This is a genomic window from Terrabacter carboxydivorans (assembly GCF_039532035.1).
Lineage (GTDB): Bacteria > Actinomycetota > Actinomycetes > Actinomycetales > Dermatophilaceae > Terrabacter > Terrabacter carboxydivorans.
Genome location: NZ_BAAARE010000003.1, coordinates 258,444 through 281,368, shown reverse-complemented (window position 1 = coordinate 281,368; position 22,925 = coordinate 258,444). Strand labels below are relative to the sequence as shown.

Here is a 22,925-nt window from a genome sequence, read left to right as displayed (position 1 = left end):
CTCGTGCGACCGACACCGGCACCGGGGCCGGCCTCCGCGGACGTGCTGTCCACGGTGCGGATTCACCCCCGCCCCCGAGCCCGCCGGACCTGCCGACGTGGTTACGCTCGAGAGGTGACGAGCATGCCGCGCGAGGAGGTGCTCGACCCCGAGTCGACGCCGCGCCGTCGCCGCGCTCGGTTCTCCGTCGTGACCGGGATCCTCTGGCTCGTCGTGCCGCTCGTCCTCTTCGTGCTGGACCGCCCGGTCCTGCTCGCCGGCAACCCCGCGCAGGTCATCGCGCTCGCGGCGTGCGGGCTGATCGGCGTCGTGCTCCTCGCCCGCGACCGGTCCGACGACCCGGGCTCGGCGCACGCCCGGCCCTGGCTGAGGGTCGTCGGCCGCGCCCTCGGGGTCGTCGTGACGCTCCTCGTGCTCGGCGCCCTCGTGTGGCTCCGCCCCTTCGCCGCGACGCCCGCGGCGGTGGCCGCCATGTCCGGGAGCACGGAGGTGCGCATCACCGACGCCCCGGCCCACATCATCATCACCCCGACGGGCGCCACCCCCACGCGTGGCCTGATCTTCCAGCCCGGCGCCCGCGTCGACCCCCGCGCCTACGTGCCGATGCTGTCCCAGGTGAGCCGCCAGGGGGTGCTCGTCGTCGTGGTCAAGCAGCCCTTCAACATCGGCTTCCTCGCGATGACCGCGCCACACGCGTTCATCGACGGGCACCCCGAGGTCACGTCGTGGGTCATCGCCGGCCACAGCCTCGGCGGGGTCGTCGCGTCGACCTTCGCCCACGACCATCCCGGGGTCGTGAAGGGCTTGGTGCTGTGGGCGTCCTACCCGGTGGGCTCGCTCGCCGACCGCACGGACCTGGCCGTGGCCTCGGTGAGTGGCAGCCGGGACGGGTTCACGACCCCCGCCGACGTCGAGGCGAGCAAGGCGCTGCTGCCCGGCGACACGGCATACACCCGCGTGGACGGGGCCGTGCACTCCTTCTTCGGCGACTACGGCGACCAGCCGGGTGACGGCACCCCGACGGTCGGTCGGGAGCAGGCGCAGCAGCAGATCGTCGCGGCCACCGTCGCCCTCATGGACGGCCTCTGACGCTCAGAAGTACCAGGGGAACGGGGACCAGTCGGGCTCGCGCTTCTCGAGGAACTGGTCGCGCCCCTCGACGGCCTCGTCGGTCATGTAGGCCAGGCGGGTCGCCTCGCCGGCGAAGACCTGCTGGCCCATGAGGCCGTCGTCGGTGAGGTTGAAGGCGAACTTCAGCATGCGCTGCGCCTGGGGGCTCTTGCCCATGATCTCGGTCGCGACCTGCAGGGCCTCGCGCTCGAGGTCGGCGTGGTCGGCGACGATGTTGACCGCGCCCATCCGCTGCATGTCCTCGGCGGAGTAGGTGCGGCCGAGGAAGAAGATCTCGCGGGCGAACTTCTGGCCGACCATCTTGGCGAGGTAGGCGCTGCCGTAGCCGGCGTCGAAGCTGCCCACGTCGGCGTCGGTCTGCTTGAAGCGGGCGTGCTCGCGGCTGGCGATCGTCAGGTCGCACACGACGTGGAGGGAGTGCCCGCCGCCGGCCGCCCAGCCCGGCACGACAGCGATGACGACCTTCGGCATGGTGCGGATGAGGCGCTGCACCTCGAGGATGTGCAGGCGGCCGCCCTGCGCCCTGGTGCGCGCCGTGTCGACGGTGTCGGCCGTGTCGCCCTCGGCGTACTGGTAGCCAGAGCGGCCGCGGATGCGCTGGTCGCCGCCGGAGCAGAACGCCCACTTGCCGTCCTTGGGGCTGGGGCCGTTGCCGGTGATGAGCACGACGCCGACGTCGGGCGTCATCCGGGCGTGGTCGAGCACGCGGTAGAGCTCGTCGACCGTGTGCGGCCGGAAGGCGTTGAGCACCTCGGGCCGGTCGAACGCGATGCGCACGACACCGGACTCGGCGTGCGGGCGGCCCTCCACGGGACGGCGGCGGTGGTAGGTGATGTCGGTGAGGTCGAAGCCCTCGACGGGCGCCCACTCGCTCGGGTCGAAGATCTCGGACACGGCGCTCTGGCTCGGCTCGCTGCTCACGGACCGACCCTATCGGCGGGGCTAGGGTCGGCCGTATGCCGATCCCTCCCTACGTCTCCCACCTGCGCACGATGGTCGGCACCGAGCTGCTGTGGATGCCCGGGGTCACGGCTGTCGTGCTGCGCGAGGTCGCCGGGGGCGGCGAGGGCTCCGAGGGCTCCGACGAGGTGCTGCTCGTCCGGCGCAGCGACAACGGCGAGTGGACCCCGGTCACCGGCATCGTCGACCCCGGTGAGGAGCCGCACGTCACCGCGACCCGCGAGGTCGAGGAGGAGGCGTGCGTCGTCGCCGAGGTCGAGCGGCTCGTCTGGGTGTCGGCGAGCGGCGTCGTGACGCACCTGAACGGCGACCTCGGGCAGTACCTCGACCACACCTTCCGCTGCCGCTGGGTCTCCGGCGAGCCGAGGCCCGGCGACGACGAGTCGACCGATGCACGCTGGTTCCCGCTCGACGCGCTGCCCGAGATGCGCCAGGTCTTCCGCGACCGCATCGCGATCGCCGTCGACAACCCCGCCGACGTCGTCCTCGGCCCGGTCGCCTCGGGGACGCGCGGAGCATGACATCTGTCAGGGGGAGGCGCTGACAGAGGGACCGGGTCGCCGGCGCCGCCCGCTCCTAGCGTCGAGGGAGACGGGGCCGACCGGCCCCAGGGACGGAGGAGACCGACGTGCTCTCGCCACGCAACCTCATCATCGCCGGGGTCGTGCTCATCGCCATCTCGCTCGGCCCGTCGGGTCACGGGCTCTGGTGGCTCGTGGGCTTCCTCTGGTTCCTGCCGCGCGCCGTCGGGCGCGGCCACACGTGCGGGCGTGGGACTCGCCGACACCACGACCGACGTCACGACCTGCGGGGTGACCAGCGGGGCAGCCAGCGGGACGAGCCGACCGGCCCGTCCCAGCCGGACCCGACGCGTGACCGGCACGAGGCCTTCCCCGCCCGCTGACCTGCCCGCTGACTCGCGCCCTGAGCGGCGTCAGTGATGATGGGAGGCATGACGACGCTGCCGCCGCTCGACGACCTCCTCTCGGGTGCCCACGTCGTCTCGCTGCCGATGCGGGTCCGCTTCCGCGGGGTCGACGTGCGCGAGGCGCTGCTGCTCGAGGGCCCTTCGGGCTGGGGCGAGTTCGGTCCCTTCGTGGAGTACTCCGACGCCGAGTCCGCGCGGTGGCTCGCCGCCGCCATCGAGGCCGCGTATGCCGTGTGGCCGGCCCCCGTGCGCACCGCCGTGTCCGTCAACGCGACCGTCTCCGCCGTCGGGCCCGACCGGGTGGCGGAGGTGCTCGCCCGGTTCGACGGGTGCACGACCGCCAAGGTCAAGGTGGCCGAGAAGGGGCAGTCGCTCGACGACGACGTCGACCGCGTGGCTGCCGTCCGGTCCGCGATGGGGTCCGGGGCGCGCGTGCGCATCGACGCCAACGGTGGCTGGGACGTCGCCACGGCCACCGAGGCACTGAGGAGGCTCACGGCATACGACCTCGAGTATGCCGAGCAGCCGTGCGCCACGGTCGAGGAGCTCATCGAGCTGCGGACCGCGCTGGCGCGCAAGGGGATCGACGTGCCCATCGCGGCGGACGAGTCGATCCGCAAGGCCGACGACCCGATCCGCGTGGCGCGGCTCGGCGCGGCCGACATCGTCGTCGTCAAGGTCGCGCCGCTCGGGGGAGTGGGCTCCGCGCTCGAGGTCGTCGAGGCGTGCGGGCTCCCGGCCGTCGTGTCTTCCGCCCTCGACACGAGCATTGGCATCGCCGCAGGCGTCGCGCTGGCGGCCGCGCTACCGACGCTCGACCACGCCTGCGGCCTGGGCACCGTCGGCCTCTTCGAGCGCGACGTGTCGGCGACGCCGTGGCGCCCCGCAGCGGGCCTGCTGCGGACCGGGCGCGCCGTGCCCGACGCGGGGGCGCTCGCAGACCTGGCGGCCCCTCCCGAGCGTCAGCAGTGGTGGCGCGAGCGACTCGTCCGCTGCCACGCCGTGCTGGCTGGTGGGAGCGGTCGGTGATCAAGGCCTGCCTCAACGGTGACCGCACCCGCGGGCAGCACCCGCACGTGCCGCAGACACCGGACGAGCTCGCACGGGCCGCTGCCGACGCCGTTGCTGCGGGCGCGTCCATGGTGCACGTCCACCCGCGGGACGACTCGGGGAGCGAGACCCTCGAGGCTCGGCACGTCGTCGAGGTGGTCGGCGCTATCAAGGCGGCGACACCGGGGCTGCGCGTCAGCGTGAGCACGCGCGACGGCATCGTCGCGTCCGCGCGTCACAAGCTCTCCCACGTCTCCGACTGGCCCTCTCCCCAGCTGGGCGGGCCCGACTGCGCGAGCGTCAACTGGCACGAGGAGGGTGCGGTTGAGATCGCAACAGCTCTGCACGACAAGGGAATCGGCGTCGAAGCCGGTATCTGGACGCCGGAGGCAGCCACCCGTTTCGTCGGCACTGGCTGGCCGGGCCAGGTCGAGCGCGTGCTCGTCGAGGTGATCCCGGGCGCCACGCCCGGCTCCGACGGGCCGCTGGCCGCCGAACGCGTTCTCGCCGCCCTCGGGCGCTCGACGGCGCCGGTGCTCGTGCACGGCGAGGAGCAGTGGGCGTGGACGGTGCTGCGCTGGGCCCAGGCAGCCGGCCACGACCTGCGCATCGGACTGGAGGACGTCTGCCACCTGCCGGACGGGCGCGAGGCCCGTGACAGCGCGGAGCTCGTCGCCGCAACGGTCCGGACCGAACCGCACGCACCGTCACCGCGGCCGGTCGGCGACGCGTCCGGCTGACCGGGGAGTGCTCCCCATGGCGCGAGCCACGTGGCCGGGGCAGGGTGGGAGGGCGTCACCAGCGATCACGTCAGGGGTCACGGATGGTCATCTTCGCCAAGGGGTCGGACCCGGAGGCGCTCGAGCGCAGCAGCCGAGTGCTCCTCGAGTGCTCCCGCGAGTGCGAGCGCGCCCGCACCGACGCCGCGGGGGCGGTCCGGGCGCTCGACGCCCAGTGGGGTGGTGCGGACCTGCAGGCGCTCAAGGGACGCTGGCCGGCAGCCGATGCGCAGCTCGCCCAGCTCGGCACGCACCTGGGCGACCTCAGCCGTCGGCTCTCGGGCAACGCCCGGCAGCAGCGGGGCGCGAGCGCCCCGAGCGCCGGCGTGCTGCCCACCTCAGGCCCCGGCGGGAGCCCGGCCGGACCCCCTCCCTCCTCGCCGACGGTCGGGCACACGCGGCCCCGGCCGCAGGAGCACTGGTGGGACAAGGTCGGCGACACCTTGGGTGACGTCGGCGCCGGCATCTACAACCACACGGTCGTGCCGGCCGTCAACGGGCTCGCCGACGTGGGCCAGGCCATGGTCGAGCACCCGGAGGACCTGCTGTCCATGGCTCTCGGCGCGGGCGGCATCGTGCTGGGGTCGGGCGGCGAGGTCGGAGGCGTGGCCCTGGACGCCACGGGCGTGGGCGCCGTGGCGGGTGTGCCCATCAACGTCGCCTCGGCCGGACTCATCGCCACCGGGGCCGCGGCCATGGCGGCCGGGGCCGGAGACCTGGTCAGCAACGCGAGCAAGAACGACAACCACGTGCTCGACGAGGCCAAGGGGCCGGGCGAGAGCAAGCCGCAGCCCGGCGACCGGATGCCCGACGACCAGCGGCCCAGCACGGCCGGCAGCTCCTGGGAGGGACGCGTCGCCGAGAACGGCAAGGGTGAGGTCTGGCAGAAGCCCGAGAACGTCAACGCGCCCGCGGGCACCCCGAAGAACGCCAACTCGGTGCGCATCATGGACGGGACCGACCGCTACCCCGACGGCTACGTGCGCTTCTACAACGAGCACGGCCAGCCGGTGAAGCTCGACGGCAAGCCCGGTGCCAACAACAGCCCCGACACGCACATGCCCGTGCGTCCCGACGGCACCTACGACATTCCCGCAGGATGGAACCCGTGATCCCCAGCTTCGCAGGCAAGGTCGTGCACTCGGTCCGGCTCGACTACTCGCTCATGATCTGGACGACCGACAACTGGGAGATCGACCTCGGTGGCGAGACCTACCTCCTGCGACCCGACGGCATGCAGGCGATCGACACGGGCACGCCGCAGGAGCAGCTCCCTCCGGAGCTGGCCGCGCTCGTCGGCGCCGAGATCCGCGAGGTCCTCGTCGCCAAGGCGGGGCATCTTGCGGTCAACTTCGCCGACGCCCAGCTGAGCGTCCGCGCCTCTGCCGACTACGAGGCCTGGCAGATCACCGGACCGGCCGGCGAGCGCATCGTCTGCATGCCCGGCGGGGAACTGGCGAGCTGGCCCGGCTCCAGCGCCTGAAGCGCCGTCGTCGCTCAGTGCCGTGAGGCGTGCGGGGGCCGGACCTGCTGGGCGAGATCGCGCAGCCACGCCGCCTCCGCCCGGCGGTCGGCGCGTGACACGGGAACCTCGAGCACCCTGGTGCCTGAGGGGCTTTCGGCGATAGCTGCGGTGAGCCGGTCGAGATCGTCCACGCGTTCGTATGCCGTGTGGTGCGCCGCGCACAGCGCCGCGAGGTCGGTGCCGTGCGGAGTGGAGAAGACCCGCTCGAAGGCGCTGGCGTAGCGGCGGTCACCCTGCTCCAGGGTGCTGAAGATCGCGCCGCCGTCGTCGCTCAGCACGACGAACGTCAGGTCCGCACGAGGCTCGCCGGGACCCATGAGCAGGCCGTTCGTGTCGTGGAGGAAGGTCAGGTCTCCGAGGTAGGCGATGCTGCGCGCCGCGCGGGGTCGCCCGAGAGCGACTCCGACGGCCGTCGAGACCATGCCGTCGATGCCGGCGAGGCCGCGGTTGCCGACGACGAAGCGGTGCTCGTGCGGTGGCCAGGGCGTAGCCATGACGTCGAGGTCGCGCACTGGGTTGGACGAGCCGACGACGAGCGTCGTGTCGGCGGCGACGGCAGCCGCCACGGTCGCGGCGACGGCGAGCGGGGCGAGCCCATCGCCGCCCGGAGCCCGGGCCGGATCTCCTTGTGGTGCAGCGAGTCCCGCGTCGATGAGTCCGCAGAGGCGAGCGTCGGCGTCGCGCCAGAGCTCGAACCAGGCCGGGTCGTCAGCACCGTCGACGCGTGGCACGACGTCGAGCACGCGGGCGACCCTGCCGGGGTCGGTGGCCACCCCGTCGCGGCCCCGGACGGCCAGGACCTCGACCGCAGGGTCGCTGATGAGGCTCGTGACCGGCCTCGACAGGGTCGGGTGCCCGACGACGACGACGCGCTCGACCTCGGCGCGCAGGTCGGTGGTCAGCAGCAGCCGGCCGGTGCGCAACGCCTGGCGTCCGACCCTGGCGCCCGACGTCGGCTCGGCGACGAGGGGCCAGTCGGCGGCCTGGGCGAGCAGGCGTGCAGCCGGGCCTGCATCGTCACCGGCGACCACGACCGTGCGCGGCCCGAGCGGCAGCACCTCGCCGTCGGTCCGGACCGACACCGACGGCTCGACGTTCCCGGCTCCGGAGCCCGCCAACTGCGCCGGGGCTGAGTTGGCGTGGGATCCGGAGCCGGCGCCGGCCGCGGACTGCGCCGGGGCGGAGTTGGCGTGGGATCCGGGTCCGGCGCCGGCCGCGGACTGCGCCGGGGCCGAGTTGGCGTGGGATCCGGGTCCGGTTCCGCCCGCGGACTGCACCGTGGCGGAGTTGGCGTGGGATCCGGGTCCGGTTCCGGCCGCGGACTGCACCGTGGCGGAGTTGGCGTGGGATCCGGGTCCGGTTCCGCCCGCGGACTGCGCCGGGGCCGAGTTGGCGTGGGATCCGGGTCCGGTTCCGCCCGCGGACTGCACCGTGGCGGAGTTGGCGTGGGATCCGGGTCCGGTTCCGCCCGCGAACTGCGCCGGGGCCGAGTTGGCGTGGTCGGCTGGGTCGGGGAGGGTCTCGGGGGTGTCGGGGCGGCGCCACCAGGTGGCGGGGTCGGCGTCCGCCGGCAGCAGGTCACCGTCGAGCTGCACGTTGAGCTGGGTCGGTCCCCGGCGCGAGCAGGCTTGCGAGACAATCGCGCCCAGCTCGGACGAGGAGACGCCGGCCGTGATGTCGTGGCACGGGGCGAAGGTCCCGAAGATGCCGGCCTGCTCGGTGGTCTGGTTGGCGCCCGTGCCGCGCAGGCGGTCCGGTCGGTCTGCGCTGACGACGACGACCCGGCGCCCCGTGTGGTGGGCCTCCATGACGGCGGGGAGCAGGTTGCCCACGGCCGTGCCCGACGTCGTGACGACGGCGACCGGACGTCGCGACCCGGTGGTCAGGCCGAGCGCGAGGAACGCCGCCGACCGCTCGTCGACGCGGACGTGCAGGCGCAGGTCGCCGACCCGGTCCGCCGCGTCGAGCGCCAGCGCGAAGGGCGCCGACCGCGACCCCGGCGCCAGCACGACGTCGCGGACCCCGGCGAGCCACAGCTGCTGAAGCACGCGCAGCGCGAGCTCCGGCGCGCTCCCGTCACCCGTCACCCTCGCCACCGCTCAGTCGCTGGCGAGCGCGTCGCGCATGGGGATGAGCTTGGCGTCGGACTCGGCGACCTCGGACTCGGGGTCGGACCCCGCGACGATGCCGCACCCGGCGTACAACGTGATCTGCGAAGGGTCCTCGGCATCGAGGGCGCCGCTGCGCAGGGCGATGCCCCAGGCGCCGTCACCGTGGGCGTCCATCCAGCCGACGGGGCCGGCGTAGCGGCCACGGTCCATGTGCTCCAGCTCGCCGATGAGCTCGACCGCGCGTGCGGTCGGGGTGCCGCCCACGGCGGCCGACGGGTGGAGCGATGCGGCGAGGGTCAGCGACGACGCGTCGTCGACGCTGACGGCGGCGACGTCGGTTGCGAGGTGCATGACGTTGGGCAGGTGCAGCACGAAGGGGGCCTCAGGGACGTTCATCGACGAGCAGTGCGGTGCGAGGGCCTCCGCGACGGAGCGGACGGCATACTCGTGCTCCTCGAGGTCCTTGGACGACCGGGCGAGCGAGGCGGCGAGGGCGAGGTCCTTGGCGTCGTCGCCCGTGCGGCGGATCGTGCCGGCGAGCACCCGGGAGGTGATGAGGCCCTGGTCCCGACGCACGAGCAGCTCGGGCGTCGCACCCACCAGGCCGGCGACGGAGAAGACCCAGGTGTTCTCGTAGCGGTCGGCCAGGCGGCGCAACAGCCAGCGAGGGTCGATGGGGGCCGACGCGGTCGCCACGAGGTCGCGGGCCAGGACGACCTTGTCGACCTCACCTGCGCCGATGCGCTTCACGGCCTCGGCGACCGCATGGGCGTAGTCGGCGGGGGAGACGTCGCCGTCGGCGAAGGCGACGTCGCGGGGAGGCTCGGGATCGCTTGCCACCGAAGGGTTCTCGAGCAACGTCAGCTGCGGGTCGAGGGAGATGGTGGTCAGCCACCCCTGTCCGTCGCGGCGCCCGACGATCGTCGACGGCACGACGAGCCGGGCCGACTCGGCGGAGTCCGAGGCGAAGGGGAAGGAGCCGAAGCAGACGAGGCCCGTGCCCGGCCGCTGCACGTCGTCGCGCACGACGGCCCGGTGGCTGACCTCGCGCCACCACGCCTCGGCCTCGGCGAAGCGGTCCTGGCCGCGCGACTCGAAGGTCAGGGCCGTGCCCCAGCCGACGAGGCCCTCGCCCCGGCGCACCCACGAGAGCAGCTCGTCGTGCGGTCGACCGGACGGGAGGTAGGCGAGCAGCGGGTCCTCGGACCCGAGGGGCACCGTGCGGACGACGACCGTCGGTCCCGCGGCGGGGGACGGCGCTCCAGGAGCGGGAAGCGTGGACATCGATCGCAACTCTACGACCGAACGCCCCCGACCCCCGCCGCGCGACCGCCGGTGCGACCCAACCCACAACCGCGCGGGTGCGAGGATGAGCGCATGACCCGTGCGCAGTTGGACAAGAAGCCGGTCGACGTCGCGTCGATGTTCGACACCGTCGCCGAGAAGTACGACGTGACCAACGACGTGCTCTCGCTGGGCCAGGACCGCCTTTGGCGTCGCGCCGTCGTCAAGGCCGTCGACGCCAAGCCGGGGGAGCGCATCCTCGACATCGCCGCCGGGACGGGCACCTCGAGCGAGCCGTGGGCCGACCAGGAGATCGAGGTCGTCCCGGCCGACTTCTCGCTCGGCATGCTCCGCGTCGGTCGTCGCCGCCGTCCCGACATGGCCTTCACGGCCGCCGACGCGATGAGCCTGCCCTTCGCCGACGAGAGCTTCGACGTCGTCACGATGAGCTTCGGGCTGCGCAACGTCGCCGACGCCGAGACGGCGCTGCGCGAGTTCCTCCGCGTCACCAAGCCCGGTGGCCGCCTGCTCGTGTGCGAGTTCAGCCAGCCGGTCAACAAGGTCTTCCGGACCGTCTACAGCAACTACCTGATGCGGGCGCTGCCGCCCGTCGCCCGCCGCACGTCGAGCAACCCCGACTCCTACGTCTACCTCGCCGAGTCGATCCGCGCGTGGCCGCCGCAGGGTGAGCTTGCGCGGGTCGTCGAGGCCGCCGGCTGGCAGCAGGTCGGCTGGACCAACCTCACGGGCGGCATCGTCGCGCTCCACCACGGCACCAAGCGCTGACGGCACACGCCCGCGTGCGTATGCCGTGTGCCCGGCAGGGGCCACGCCTGGCCACTCGACGTGGCACGAGTGGCCGGACGTGGCCTCTCGGCGGTGGCGTTGTCGAGAGTTAGGCATGCCTTATCTGACAAGCGCGAAATCCCGGGAATAGACTCCCGAAGTTAGTTCGTGAAGATCTTCACAAGCGGTCCGGAAGCGTGCAGGGAGACATGACCAGTTCGAGCGTCGCGCCCAGCCCCTCGGGGTCTGGCGGTGCCCCCGTCGAGCGGGCCGACGTCATCGTCGTCGGCGCCGGCCCCGGTGGCAGCGCGACCGCCGCGTACCTCGCGGACCACGGACTCGACGTCGTCCTCCTCGAGAAGTCGGCCTTCCCCCGCGACAAGATCTGCGGCGACGGCCTGACCCCCCGCGCCACCAAGGAGCTCATCTCCCTCGGTGTCGACACCACAGGCTGGCAGCGCACCAAGGGTCTGCGGATCAAGGGCGGGGGCCACACCCTGCAGCTCGACTGGCCCGAGTCCGACGCCTTCCCCGGCTACGGCATGGTCCGCACCCGCGCCCAGCTCGACGAGGCCCTCGCCCGCCACGCGGAGAAGAAGGGTGCCCGGCTCCACGAGCGCACGAGCGTCTCCACGCCGCTGCGCGACGACTCCGGTCGCGTCACCGGCGTCACCGCCAAGCGCCTCGACGACGCCGGTCGCGCCACGGGCGAGACCGTCACCTACCGCGCGCCCGTCGTCGTGGCGAGCGACGGCGTGTCCTCCCGCCTCGCGACCGCCGTCGGCCGGACCAAGCGCGAGGACCGCGTCATGGGCGTCGCCGTGCGGGCCTACTACACGACCCCGAAGCGCGACGACTACCTCGAGAGCCACCTCGAGCTGTGGAGCCGCGACGACGCCGGCAACCGCATCCTCATGCCGGGCTACGGCTGGCTCTTCCCGCTCGAGGACGGCCGCACCAACGTCGGCCTCGGCACGCTCGACACCACCTCGGCCTTCCAGAAGACCGACTACAAGGACGTCATGCGTCGCTGGGTCGAGGACATCAACCCGGAGTGGCAGCTCGAGCACGACGAGTCCGCCGGCCCGATCCGCGGCGCCGCACTGCCCATGGGCTTCAACCGCACCCCGCTCTACGCCGACGGCCTGCTCCTCGTCGGTGACTCGGGCGGCATGGTCAACCCCTTCAACGGCGAGGGCATCGACTATGCCCTCGAGGCCGCGCGCCTCGGTGCCGAGCTCGTCGCCCAGGCGATGGCCCGCCCGAGCGACGCCGAGCGCGAGAGGGTGCTCGCGGCATACCCCAAGGTCATGAAGGACGAGCTCGGCGGCTACTTCACGCTCGGACGCTGGTTCGCCCACGCCATCGGCAACCCCGAGGTGATGCGGCTCGCGACGAAGTACGGCCTGCCCCGCACCAAGCTCATGCCCTTCCTGCTCAAGATCATGGCCAACCTCGCCGACCCCACGAGCAAGGGCGCGAGCGACCGCCTCATCACGACCCTCTCGCGGCTGGCCCCGAGCGCATGAGCCACCACCGCGCCGGCGCGTTTGTGACGCCGAGCACAATCGTCACCGACGCCCCTAGGATGGGTGCGCCGCGCACCTGCGCCCCAGCTCTCACCATGCACGACACGCACGACCGGAAGGCACGTGACCTCGGATGAACTCCTACGTCCCGATCCTGTTCATGCTGGGGCTCGGCTTCGCGTTCGCCGCGCTGTCGGTCTTCACCTCGCTCGTCGTCGGGCCCAAGCGCTACAACCGCGCCAAGCTCGAGGCCTACGAGTGCGGCATCCAGCCGACGCCCCAGGCGGCCGGCGGTGGTCGGGTGCCGATCAAGTACTACCTGACGGCGATGCTCTTCATCATCTTCGACATCGAGTCCGTCTTCCTCTATCCGTTCGCGGTGGCCTTCAACAAGCTGGGCCTCTTCGCGCTGGTCGAGATGGTCCTGTTCATCCTCACGGTGTTCATCGCGTACGCCTACGTGTGGCGCCGCGGCGGGCTCGAGTGGGACTGACCCCGGCGGCCACCCCCACCAGGGGCACGCGTCCACCGGGTTTCATCAGGAAGGTTAAGGAGTAAGCAATGGGTCTCGAAGAGAAGCTCCCAGCCGGGTTCCTGCTCTCGACCGTCGAGGGCCTCGCCGGCTACATGCGCAAGGCCTCGATCTGGCCGGCCACGTTCGGCCTCGCCTGCTGCGCCATCGAGATGATGGCCGTCGGCACGCCGGACTACGACATCGCCCGCTTCGGCATGGAGCGCTTCTCGGCGACCCCGCGCCAGGCCGACCTGATGATCGTCGCCGGCCGCGTGAGCCAGAAGATGGCCCCCGTCGTGCGCCAGGTCTACGACCAGATGCCCAACCCCAAGTGGGTCATCTCGATGGGTGTCTGCGCCAGCTCGGGCGGCATGTTCAACAACTACGCCATCGTCCAGGGCGTCGACCACATCATCCCGGTCGACATCTACCTGCCCGGCTGTCCGCCGCGGCCGCAGATGCTGCTCAACGCGATCATCGAGCTGCACCACCAGATCGAGACCTCGCCGCTCGGCGTCAACCGTGAGGCCGCCGCCAAGGCCGCCGAGGCCGCGGCGCTCTCCGCGACGCCGACGCACCAGATGAAGGGCCTGCTCGCATGAGCGACGGCGACAAGAAGGGCGACGTCGTCGCCGACACGACCAAGGACCAGTCCTCGGGCCTGACCCCGCACGAGGTGGAGCTCGCCCAGGAGCGCACCCCGGCCGAGCCCGAGGTCGTCGGCGTCCGCCACGGCATGTTCGGCGCCACCGCCGGTGCCGACACCACCGGCTACGGCGGCCTCGTCCGCCCGATCCTCGTCGCGGGCGCCTCCGAGCGCCCCTACGGCGGCTACTTCGACGAGATCGCCGACAACCTCGAGCGCGGCCTCGTCGGGGGCAGCGCCTCCTACGCCGAGGCCGTCGACCGCGTCGTCGTCGACCGCGGCGAGATGACGATCCACGTGCGCCGTGAGCACCTCGTGGCCGTGGCCCGCGTGCTGCGCGACGACGCCTCGCTGCGCTTCGAGATCGTCACCGGCGTCTCGGGCGTGCACTACCCGAACCGCGCCGGTGAGGAGCTGCACGCGGTCTACCACTTCCTGTCGATCACCCACGGCGGACGGCGGGTCCGCGTCGAGGTCAGCTGCCCCGACGACGACCGTCACATCCCGTCGATCGTCTCGATCTACCCGGCCAACGACTGGCACGAGCGCGAGACGTGGGACATGTTCGGCATCGAGTTCGACGGCCACCCGGCCCTCACCCGAATCCTCATGCCCGACGACTGGCCGGGCCACCCGCAGCGGAAGGACTACCCTCTCGGCGGCATCCCCGTCGAGTACAAGGGCGCCACCGTCCCGCCGCCGGACCAGCGGAGGTCGTACAACTGATGAGCACGCACACCGAGTTCACCCAGACCGAGGTGCCGGACGCCGGCGCCAACGACGTCTACGCCACGTCCGTGGCCGACGAGCAGGCCAGCGAGGGCGCCCACGTCTTCAACGCCGCCGGCGGCGACTGGAACGACCTCGTCGACGAGGCCACCTCGCTCGGCGAGGAGCGCATCGTCGTCAACATGGGGCCGCAGCACCCGTCGACGCACGGCGTGCTCCGCCTCATCCTCGAGATCGACGGCGAGACGGTGACCGAGGCCCGCGCGGGCATCGGCTACCTCCACACCGGCATCGAGAAGAACATGGAGTACCGCACCTGGGTGCAGGGCGTCACGTTCTGCACGCGCATGGACTACCTCACGCCCATGTTCCAGGAGACCGCGTACTGCCTCGCCATCGAGAAGCTGCTCGGCATCACCGACGACATCCCCGAGCGCGCCAACGTCATCCGCGTGCTCATGATGGAGATGACGCGCATCAGCAGCCACCTCATCTGCCTCGGCACCGGTGGCATGGAGATGGGCGCGACGACCGTCATGACCGTCGCCTTCCGTGAGCGCGAGCGACTGCTGCGCGTCATCGAGATGGTGACCGGCCTGCGCATGAACAACGCCTACATCCGCCCCGGCGGCGTGGCCCAGGACCTGCCGCCCGGCTGCATCGACGCGCTGCGCGAGATGGTCCCCGAGGTCCGCCGCGGCCTCGGCGAGCTCGAGGCGCTGCTCAACGAGAACCCCATCCTCAAGGGCCGCACCGTCGACGTCGGCGTGCTCAACCTCGCCGGCTGCATGGCGCTCGGCATCACCGGCCCGGTGCTCCGCTCGACCGGCCTGCCGCACGACCTGCGCAAGCTCGACCCGTACTGCGGCTACGAGACCTACGACTTCGAGGTCAAGACCCGCACGAGCCAGGACGCCTACGGCCGCCTCCGCATCCGCATCGACGAGATGTACGAGTCGCTGAAGATCATCGAGCAGGCCACCGACCGCCTCCAGGCGAACGAGGGCCCGGTCATGGTCGCCGACAAGAAGATCGCCTGGCCGGCTCAGCTCGCGCTGGGCAGCGACGGCCTCGGCAACAGCCTCGACCACATCCGCGAGATCATGGGCACCTCGATGGAGTCCCTGATCCACCACTTCAAGCTCGTCACCGAGGGCTTCCGGGTGCCGGCGGGGCAGGCCTACGTCGGCATCGAGTCGCCCAAGGGCGAGCTGGGCTGCCACGTCGTCTCCGACGGCGGCACGCGTCCCTACCGCGCGCACTTCCGCGACCCGAGCTTCAACAACCTGCAGGCCGTGGCCGCGATGTGCGAAGGCAGCCAGATCGCCGACGTCATCGTCGCCGTGGCCTCGATCGACCCCGTCATGGGAGGTGTGGACCGTTGAGCGGCCACGACGCTTCAGGCCACCTGCACGTCAGCCCCGAGTCGAAGGCGCCGTATGCCGCCGACGTCCTGGACAAGCTGCACGTCGACGCCGCCGAGGTCATCTCGCGCTACCCGCAGAAGCGCTCCGCGCTGCTGCCGCTGCTGCACCTCGTGCAGTCCGTCGACGGCTACGTCACGGGCCGCGGCGTCAGCTTCTGCGCTGAGGTGCTCGACCTCACCGAGGCCGAGGTGAGCGGGGTCGCCACCTTCTACACGCAGTACAAGCGCCACCCCAACGGTGACTACACCGTCGGCGTCTGCACCAACACGCTCTGCGCCGTCATGGGCGGCGACCTGATCTTCGACCGGGTCTCCGAGCACCTCGGCATCGGCCACGACGAGACGACCGAGGACGGCAAGATCACCCTCGAGCGCCTCGAGTGCAACGCCGCGTGCGACTACGCGCCGGTCGTCATGGCCAACTGGGAGTTCTTCGACAACCAGACGCCCGAGAGCACCATCGGCCTCGTCGAGGACCTCCGTGCAGGCAAGGACGTCGCGCCGACGCGGGGCGCCGCCAAGGTCTGCACCTTCAAGGAGGTCTCGCGCGTGCTCGCCGGCTTCGAGGACGGCCGCGCCGACGAGGGCGTGGGCGCCGGACCGGCGTCGCTGCTCGGCCTCAGGATCGCCAACGAGCGCGGCTGGGTCGCCCCCGGCTCCGGCAGCACCGACGGGAAGGACGGATCGAAGTGACCGACACCCTGACCCCGATCCTCACGAAGTTCTGGGACGACCCGCAGTCCTGGACCCTCGCGACCTACGAGCGCCACGACGGCTACAAGGCCCTCACCAAGGCGCTCGACATGGAGCCGCAGGCGATCATCGACGCCGTCAAGGACTCCAGCATCCGTGGCCGTGGAGGCGCCGGCTTCCCGACCGGCATGAAGTGGTCGTTCATGAGCCCGCCCGACGGCGGTCCGCGCTACCTCGTGGTCAACGCCGACGAGTCCGAGCCGGGCACGTGCAAGGACGTGCCGCTCATGATGGCCAACCCGCACGCGCTCATCGAGGGCGTCATCATCGCCTCGTACGCCATCGGCTGCGAGCACGCGTTCATCTACCTCCGCGGTGAGGTCGTCCACGTCTACCGCCGCCTGCTGCGCGCCGTCGAGGAGGCCCGCGCCGCGGGCCACCTCGGCACGAACGTCGGCGGCAAGGGCGTCACGGTCGACATCACCGTCCACGCCGGTGCCGGCGCCTACATCTGCGGCGAGGAGACAGCGCTGCTCGACTCGCTCGAGGGTCGCCGCGGCCAGCCGCGCCTCAAGCCGCCGTTCCCCGGTGCGGCCGGCCTCTACGCCCGCCCGACGTCGGTCAACAACGTCGAGTCCATCGCCTCGGTGCCCGGGATCATCCTCGAGGGCTCCGACTGGTTCAAGGGCATGGGCACCGAGAAGTCCACAGGCTTCGGCATCTTCAGCCTCTCGGGCCACGTCACCAACCCCGGCCAGTTCGAGGCGCCCCTCGGTATCACGATGCGCGAGCTCATCGAGCTCGCCGGTGGCATGCGCGGCGGCCGCAAGCTGAAGTTCTGGACGCCAGGTGGCAGCTCGACGCCGATCTTCACCGACGAGCACCTCGACGTGCCGCTCGACTTCGACTCGGTCGCCGCGGCCGGCTCGATGCTCGGCACGCGCGCGCTCCAGGTCTTCGACGAGACCGTCTCGGTCGTTCGCGCCGTCGCCCGGTGGACCGACTTCTACGCCCACGAGTCCTGCGGCAAGTGCACGCCCTGCCGCGAGGGCACGTGGTGGCTCCGCCAGATCATGAACCGCATCGAGGCGGGCCAGGGGACGCAGGACGACATCGACAAGCTCGTCGACATCTGCGACAACATCCTCGGCCGCAGCTTCTGTGCCCTCGGTGACGCGGCCACGAGCCCGATCACCTCGGCCGTCCAGTACTTCCGCGAGGAGTTCGAGGCCGGCATGCACACGCCGGCGCACGAGCTGTTCCCGCCGGAGAAGTCGGTCCTCTTCCCTGTCCAGACCCCGGTCCAGACCAAGGAGTCCAGCGGGATGGTGTCCGCATGACCGTCACGACCTCCCCGTCCGCAGGCGGCAACGCCGTCGACAAGGGCGGCAACGCGCAGGTGCCGAAGAACCCCGACCACGTCGGCCTGACGATCGACGGCGTGCCCGTCAGCGTGCCCAAGGGCACGCTCGTCATCCGCGCCGCCGAGACCGTGGGCATCGAGATCCCGCGCTTCTGCGACCACCCGCTGCTCGACCCGGTCGGCGCCTGCCGCCAGTGCCTCGTCGACGTCGCGATGCCCGACCGCGAGGGCAACGTCCGCCCCATGCCCAAGCCGCAGGCGTCCTGCACGATGACGGTGTCCGAGGGCATGGTCGTCAACACGCAGCACACGTCGAAGGTCGCCGACAAGGCGCAGCAGGGCGTCATGGAGCTGCTCCTCATCAACCACCCGCTCGACTGCCCGGTCTGCGACAAGGGCGGCGAGTGCCCCCTGCAGAACCAGGCGATGAGCGCCGGCCGTCCGGTGTCGCGCTTCGAGGACGTCAAGCGCACCTACCCCAAGCCGGTCAACATCTCCTCGCAGGTGCTGCTCGACCGTGAGCGCTGCGTGCTCTGCGCCCGCTGCACCCGCTTCTCCGACCAGGTCGCCGGCGACCCGTTCATCGCGCTCGTCGAGCGCGGTGCGCTGCAGCAGATCGGCATCTACGAGGACAAGCCCTTCGAGAGCTACTTCTCCGGCAACACCGTCCAGATCTGCCCGGTCGGCGCGCTGACCGGCGCGGCCTACCGTTTCCGCAGCCGCCCCTTCGACCTCGTGTCGACGCCGTCGGTGTGCGAGCACTGCGCGAGCGGGTGCGCCATCCGCACCGACCACCGCCGCGGTGTCGTGCTGCGCCGCATGGCCGCCGAGGACCAGGCGGTCAACGAGGAGTGGAACTGCGACAAGGGTCGCTGGGCCTTCACCTATGCCACGCTGCCCGACCGCGTCGAGCTGCCGATGGTGCGTGACGCCGACGGCGAGCTCAAGGTCGTCGGCTGGCCCGAGGCTCTCGCGGCCGCTGCCGCAGGTCTGTCCCGCGCCTCCGCCTCCGGTGTGCTCGTCGGCGGTCGCGTGTCGGCCGAGGACGCCTACGCCTACGGCAAGTTCGCGCGCGTCGTGCTCGGCACCAACGACGTCGACTTCCGCTCGCGTCCGCACTCGGCCGAGGAGGTCGCCTTCCTCGCGGAGCACGTCGTCGCGACCGGCCCCGAGGCCGGCTCGGTGACCTACGCCGACCTCGAGACGGCCCCGGCCGTCCTGCTCGTCGGCTTCGAGCCCGAGGACGAGAGCCCCATCGTCTTCCTGCGCCTGCGCAAGGCCTTCCGCAAGCACAAGACGCGGGTGTATGCCGTGAGCTCCCACGTGACGCGCGGCCTCACCAAGCTGGGTGGCACCCTGCTGCCGACCGTCCCCGGCCACGAGGCCGCGGCCCTGTCCGGCCTGGGGGCCCCCGTGCGCGAGGCCCTCGCCGGTGGCGTCGTCCTCGTCGGTGAGCGCCTCGCCACCTCGCCCGGTGCCCTCGCCGCCGCGGCCGACCTCGCTGCCGCCACGGGTGCCCGCCTCGCGTGGGTGCCGCGTCGGGCGGGGGAGCGCGGTGCGCTCGAGGCCGGTGCGCTCGGTGCGCTCCTGCCCGGTGGCCGTCCCGTCGCCGACGCAGCGGCTCGCGCCGAGGTGGCGCGCGCCTGGGACGTCGACCACGTGCCGGCCACCCCGGCCCGCGACACGGCCGGGATCGTCGCGGCGGCTGCCGCCGGCGACATCGAGGCCCTGCTCGTCGGTGGCGTCGACCCGTCCGACCTCGGTGACCCCGCCGCGGTCGCAGCCCTCGAGAAGGCGTTCGTCGTCTCGCTCGAGCTGCGCGAGTCGCCGGTCACCGCCGTCGCCGACGTCGTGCTCCCCGTCGCACCGCAGGCCGAGAAGACCGGCACCTACGTCAACTGGGAGGGCCGCGTCCGCGCCTTCGAGGAGGCGCTCGAGAGCAACGCCGTCAGCGACCACCGTGCGCTCGACATGCTCGCGAGCGAGATGGGCTTCTTCCTCGAGACCCGCACGCAGCGCGAGATCCACGCCCAGTTCGAGGCCCTCGGGCCGTGGGGCGGCGCGCGTGCCACGAGCGCTCCCGCCGGTCAGCGGGCCGCCGCACTGCCCGACGGCAGTGGCGACTTCGTCCTGTCGAGCTGGGCCACGCTCCTCGACGCCGGTCGCATGCAGGACGGCGAGCCGTTCCTCGCCGGCACCGCGCCGCTCGCCGTCGCCCGGATCTCCGTCGCCTCGGCCGCCTCCCTCGGCCTCGCCGAGGGCGACCACGTCACCGTCACCGGCCCGACGGGCAGCGTCATGCTGCCGGCGGTCGTCACCGAGGACATGGTCGACGGCGTCGTCTGGCTCCCGACCAACTCGAAGGACTGCTCCGTCCGAGCCGGCCTCGGCACCGAAGCCGGTGGCCGCGTCCACGTCACGAAGGGTGGTGCGGCATGAGCCTCGGCCTGACCGCATACGGGGTCGCGGCGACGCTGCCCATGACCGAGAACCCCACGGCCGACTTCAGCGACACCCCCTGGTGGCTCTCGCTCATCAAGGCCGTCGTCATCTTCGTCTACCTGCTGATCTCGACGCTGCTCGTCATCTGGTTCGAGCGCCGCGTCATCGGTCGCATGCAGCAGCGCCCGGGCCCCAACCGCAACGGCCCGTTCGGCCTGCTGCAGACCCTGGCCGACGGCATGAAGTCGATGCTCAAGGAAGACATCACGCCGGCCCGCGCCGAAAAGGTCATCTACACCCTCGCGCCGCTCATCGCCGCGACGATGGCCTTCGTGTCGTTCGCGATCATCCCGCTCGGTGGCACCGTGCGGATGTTCGGCCACACGACGCCGCTGCAGCTGACCGACGTCCCCGTCGCCGTGCTCCTGGTGCTCGCCGTCGCCTCCGTCGGCGTCTACGGCATCATCCTCGCGGGCTGGAGCTCCGGCTCGACCTACCCGCTGCTCGGTGGACTGCGCTCGACGGCCCAGGTCATCAGCTACGAGATCGCCATGGGCCTCTCGCTCGTCGCGATCTTCCTCTACAGCGGGTCGATGTCGACCTCGGCCATCGTGTCGGCGCAGAGCTCGCTCTGGTACATCCTCCCGGCCTTCTTCAGCTTCGCCGTCTACGTCATCACCATGGTCGGCGAGACCAACCGCCTGCCCTTCGACCTCGCCGAGGGCGAGGGCGAGCTGACCGGTGGCTTCCACACCGAGTACTCCTCGATGCGCTTCGCGATGTTCTTCCTCGGCGAGTACATCAACATGTTCACCGTCGCGGCCCTCGCCACCACGCTGTTCCTCGGTGGCTGGCAGGCCCCGCCGATCATCTCGGCGATCAACGACAACATGCTCGGTGGCGGCTGGTGGGGCCTGCTGTGGTTCACCGCCAAGCTGTGGATGTTCATGTTCGTCTTCGTCTGGCTGCGTGGCTCGCTGCCGCGTGTGCGCTACGACCAGTTCATGCGCTTCGGCTGGAAGTTCCTCATCCCGATCACGCTCGCCTGGGTCGTCGCCGTCGCGTTCATCCGCGGTGCGCAGCTCGGCTTCCTCGGTGACAGCAAGCTGACCTTCGCCGGCCGCGAGCTGTCCGTCGCGACGGTCGTCATCGTCAGCATCGTCGCCGTCATCGCGCTCGCTGCCGCCTGGATCTGGGACGACAAGCGTGCCGCCCGCGCGGCCGCCGAGGACGAGACGCCGCCCGAGGAGATCGACCCCTTCGAGGACGGCTACCCCGTGCCGCCCCTGCCGGGACAGCGTCTCGTCGAGCCCACGCCGCGCCTCACCTCGTCGCGCGAGCCCGTGCTCACGACCGCGAGCGCGTCCAGCGTGTCCAGCACTGCCAGCCCGAGCACCTCGACCGCCGTCAAGGAGGAGGACCATGGCTGACGACACCGTCGGCAAGGACGTGTCGCCCCAGAGCCCCGCCACCAGGAAGGGCTCGGAGGTCGGCGCCCCGCGTGACCAGCGTTCCGGCAGCGACGAGCGCGAGAAGGGCTTCCTGTCCGAGCTCTTCGCGCCCGTGGCCGGCTTCGGGGTGTCGTTCTCGACGATGTTCCGCAAGGTCGCCACCGAGGAGTACCCCGAGAAGCCGCGCCCCACGGCGCCGCGCTTCCACGGGCGCCACCAGCTCAACCGCTACCCCGACGGGCTCGAGAAGTGCATCGGCTGCGAGCTGTGCGCCTGGGCCTGCCCGGCCGACGCGATCCTCGTCGAGGGCGCGGACAACGACGACACCCCGCTCGACCAGGGCGGCAAGGGCCGGTTCAGCCCCGGTGAGCGCTACGGCCGCGTCTACCAGATCAACTACCTCCGCTGCATCTTCTGCGGACTGTGCATCGAGGCCTGCCCGACGCGCGCCCTGACGATGACGAACTTCTACGAGCTCGCCGACAACGACCGCGGCAAGCTGATCTTCACCAAGGACCAGCTGCTCGCGCCGCTCCAGGGCGGCATGCTCCCGCCGCCGTTCCCGATGTCCGACGGGCTCGAGGAGCGCGACTACTACCAGGGCAAGGTCAGCGAGCCGACCGACGCGCAGCGCGCCTACGTCGACGCCCGCGACGCCCGTGACGGCGACGAGGACGACGACGCCTACGCCGACCGGCCCGGCAACGTCGGCGCCTCGGTGCCCGGGGTCCACGACCTCGTCCACTCGTCCCACCCGACCGCAGCAGAGACCAGGGAAGGGGCCAACCCGTGACCTCCACCGCCGAAGCCGTCGGCTTCTGGCTGCTCGCCCCGATCGCGGTCGTCGCCGCGCTGGGCCTGCTCTTCGCCAAGAAGGCCGTCCACGCCGCCCTCGGCATGGCGCTCGTCATGGTGATCCTCGGGATCTTCTACATCATGCAGAAGGCCGACTTCCTCGGGATCGTGCAGGTGTTCGTCTACACCGGCGCCGTGATGATGCTCTTCCTCTTCGTCCTCATGCTCGTCGGCGTCGACTCGTCCGACTCGGTCGTCGAGACGATCAAGGGCCAGCGCTGGGCGTCCCTGCTCCTCGTCGTCGGCCTCGCCGGCGTGCTCGTCTTCTCCCTCGGCCGCGTCGTCATCGACCAGCAGAGCGTGCAGACCGGCATGGACAAGGTCGTCTCGACCAACGCCGAGACCGGCAACGTCACCGGCCTCGCCGAGCTGATCTTCGGCCAGTACGTCTGGATCTTCGAGGTCACCTCCGCGCTGCTCATCACGGCCGCCCTCGGCGCCATGGTGCTCGCGCACCGCGAGCGCCTGACGCCGCGCATCACGCAGGCCGAGTGGGCCGCCAAGCGCGTGCGCGACAACAAGAACGTCGCGGGCCTGCCCGCGCCGGGTGTCTACGCCCGCCACAACGCGGTCGACACCCCGGCGCTGCTGCCCGACGGCACGCCGAGCGACCTGTCGGTCTCGCGCGTCCTCGTGGCGCGTGACCAGGTCGCGACCGCCGACGGCTTCAAGGACGTCGAGCGCCACATGGAGCGCGAGATCGAGGAGGGTCGGTCCAAGTGA

Annotated in this window: 22 protein-coding genes; 19 read left to right on the top strand and 3 right to left on the bottom strand. The window is 71.7% G+C overall.

The annotated features are described in order from the left end of the window. Positions 1–123 precede the first annotated feature (123 nt). Positions 124–1,089: an alpha/beta hydrolase gene (locus ABD297_RS05015; RefSeq protein ID WP_344253633.1), complete on the top strand. Its 966-nt coding sequence runs from the start codon at positions 124–126 to the stop codon at positions 1,087–1,089. A 3-nt stretch (positions 1,090–1,092) separates the two neighbouring features. Here ABD297_RS05015 and ABD297_RS05010 read toward each other — a convergent pair whose 3' ends face one another. Then, positions 1,093–2,052, bottom strand: coding sequence for a 1,4-dihydroxy-2-naphthoyl-CoA synthase (locus ABD297_RS05010; protein ID WP_344253555.1), 960 nt, complete (start codon positions 2,050–2,052; stop codon positions 1,093–1,095). Positions 2,053–2,087: 35 nt separating this feature from the next. Between ABD297_RS05010 and ABD297_RS05005 the strand changes: the two genes are divergently transcribed. From ABD297_RS05005 to ABD297_RS04980, 6 genes are all read left to right on the top strand, one after another. Further along, positions 2,088–2,612, top strand: a complete 525-nt coding sequence (locus ABD297_RS05005; protein ID WP_344253554.1) for an NUDIX hydrolase — start codon at positions 2,088–2,090, stop codon at positions 2,610–2,612. A gap of 107 nt (positions 2,613–2,719) precedes the next feature. Then, complete coding sequence (locus tag ABD297_RS05000; RefSeq protein ID WP_344253552.1) at positions 2,720–2,995, top strand: hypothetical protein; 276 nt, start codon at positions 2,720–2,722, stop codon at positions 2,993–2,995. A gap of 48 nt (positions 2,996–3,043) precedes the next feature. Beyond that, complete coding sequence (locus ABD297_RS04995) at positions 3,044–4,048, top strand: o-succinylbenzoate synthase (RefSeq protein ID WP_344253550.1); 1,005 nt, start codon at positions 3,044–3,046, stop codon at positions 4,046–4,048. Then, a complete protein-coding gene (locus ABD297_RS04990; RefSeq protein WP_344253548.1) occupies positions 4,045–4,809 on the top strand; it encodes a 3-keto-5-aminohexanoate cleavage protein in 765 nt (254 codons plus the stop codon). The genes ABD297_RS04995 and ABD297_RS04990 overlap by 4 nt, the downstream gene beginning before the upstream one ends. An 83-nt stretch (positions 4,810–4,892) precedes the next feature. Next, positions 4,893–5,960, top strand: coding sequence for a hypothetical protein (locus ABD297_RS04985; RefSeq protein WP_344253547.1), 1,068 nt, complete (start codon positions 4,893–4,895; stop codon positions 5,958–5,960). Beyond that, positions 5,957–6,331 carry a DUF6188 family protein gene (locus tag ABD297_RS04980; RefSeq protein ID WP_344253545.1) on the top strand — a complete coding sequence of 125 codons (375 nt, stop codon included), beginning with the start codon at positions 5,957–5,959 and terminating at the stop codon, positions 6,329–6,331. The genes ABD297_RS04985 and ABD297_RS04980 overlap by 4 nt, the downstream gene beginning before the upstream one ends. Before the next feature lie 14 nt (positions 6,332–6,345). On the opposite strand, the gene ABD297_RS04975 is transcribed toward ABD297_RS04980, so the two are convergent. Together ABD297_RS04975 and ABD297_RS04970 are read right to left on the bottom strand one after the other, a co-directional pair. Next, the gene (locus ABD297_RS04975) at positions 6,346–8,460 is read right to left on the bottom strand and encodes a thiamine pyrophosphate-binding protein (RefSeq protein WP_344253543.1); all 2,115 of its coding nucleotides are present in this window, start codon (positions 8,458–8,460) and stop codon (positions 6,346–6,348) included. Positions 8,461–8,472: 12 nt separating this feature from the next. Then, entirely contained in the window at positions 8,473–9,768 is a 1,296-nt protein-coding gene (locus ABD297_RS04970) for an isochorismate synthase (protein ID WP_344253541.1), read from the bottom strand. A gap of 93 nt (positions 9,769–9,861) precedes the next feature. Here ABD297_RS04970 and ABD297_RS04965 point away from each other — a divergent pair, with 93 nt between their 5' ends. The 12 genes from ABD297_RS04965 (at position 9,862) to ABD297_RS04910 (ending at position 22,925) form a co-directional block, all read left to right on the top strand. Beyond that, complete coding sequence (locus ABD297_RS04965) at positions 9,862–10,554, top strand: demethylmenaquinone methyltransferase (protein ID WP_020145020.1); 693 nt, start codon at positions 9,862–9,864, stop codon at positions 10,552–10,554. A gap of 209 nt (positions 10,555–10,763) precedes the next feature. Continuing rightward, positions 10,764–12,083: a geranylgeranyl reductase family protein gene (locus ABD297_RS04960; RefSeq protein WP_344253538.1), complete on the top strand. Its 1,320-nt coding sequence runs from the start codon at positions 10,764–10,766 to the stop codon at positions 12,081–12,083. A 133-nt stretch (positions 12,084–12,216) separates the two neighbouring features. Further along, positions 12,217–12,576, top strand: coding sequence for an NADH-quinone oxidoreductase subunit A (locus tag ABD297_RS04955; protein WP_026864999.1), 360 nt, complete (start codon positions 12,217–12,219; stop codon positions 12,574–12,576). A 68-nt stretch (positions 12,577–12,644) separates the two neighbouring features. Further along, the gene (locus ABD297_RS04950) at positions 12,645–13,199 is read left to right on the top strand and encodes a NuoB/complex I 20 kDa subunit family protein (protein WP_147067641.1); all 555 of its coding nucleotides are present in this window, start codon (positions 12,645–12,647) and stop codon (positions 13,197–13,199) included. Next, a complete protein-coding gene (locus ABD297_RS04945; protein ID WP_344253537.1) occupies positions 13,196–13,969 on the top strand; it encodes an NADH-quinone oxidoreductase subunit C in 774 nt (257 codons plus the stop codon). The genes ABD297_RS04950 and ABD297_RS04945 overlap by 4 nt, the downstream gene beginning before the upstream one ends. Next, positions 13,969–15,357: an NADH-quinone oxidoreductase subunit D gene (locus ABD297_RS04940; protein ID WP_344253534.1), complete on the top strand. Its 1,389-nt coding sequence runs from the start codon at positions 13,969–13,971 to the stop codon at positions 15,355–15,357. The genes ABD297_RS04945 and ABD297_RS04940 overlap by 1 nt, the downstream gene beginning before the upstream one ends. After that, positions 15,354–16,091 (top strand): NADH-quinone oxidoreductase subunit NuoE, encoded by a 738-nt coding sequence (gene nuoE, locus ABD297_RS04935; RefSeq protein WP_344253532.1) that lies wholly within the window; start codon positions 15,354–15,356, stop codon positions 16,089–16,091. The genes ABD297_RS04940 and nuoE overlap by 4 nt, the downstream gene beginning before the upstream one ends. Next, on the top strand, positions 16,088–17,431 hold the full coding sequence (nuoF, locus tag ABD297_RS04930; protein WP_344253531.1) for an NADH-quinone oxidoreductase subunit NuoF: 1,344 nt from the start codon (positions 16,088–16,090) through the stop codon (positions 17,429–17,431). Before nuoE ends, nuoF begins: the two co-directional genes overlap by 4 nt. Beyond that, complete coding sequence (locus ABD297_RS04925; RefSeq protein ID WP_344253530.1) at positions 17,428–19,893, top strand: NADH-quinone oxidoreductase subunit G; 2,466 nt, start codon at positions 17,428–17,430, stop codon at positions 19,891–19,893. The genes nuoF and ABD297_RS04925 overlap by 4 nt, the downstream gene beginning before the upstream one ends. Continuing rightward, positions 19,890–21,326: an NADH-quinone oxidoreductase subunit NuoH gene (nuoH, locus tag ABD297_RS04920; protein ID WP_344253528.1), complete on the top strand. Its 1,437-nt coding sequence runs from the start codon at positions 19,890–19,892 to the stop codon at positions 21,324–21,326. Before ABD297_RS04925 ends, nuoH begins: the two co-directional genes overlap by 4 nt. After that, positions 21,319–22,140 (top strand): NADH-quinone oxidoreductase subunit NuoI, encoded by an 822-nt coding sequence (gene nuoI / locus ABD297_RS04915; protein ID WP_344253526.1) that lies wholly within the window; start codon positions 21,319–21,321, stop codon positions 22,138–22,140. Before nuoH ends, nuoI begins: the two co-directional genes overlap by 8 nt. Continuing rightward, positions 22,137–22,925, top strand: coding sequence for an NADH-quinone oxidoreductase subunit J (locus ABD297_RS04910; protein WP_344253524.1), 789 nt, complete (start codon positions 22,137–22,139; stop codon positions 22,923–22,925). The genes nuoI and ABD297_RS04910 overlap by 4 nt, the downstream gene beginning before the upstream one ends.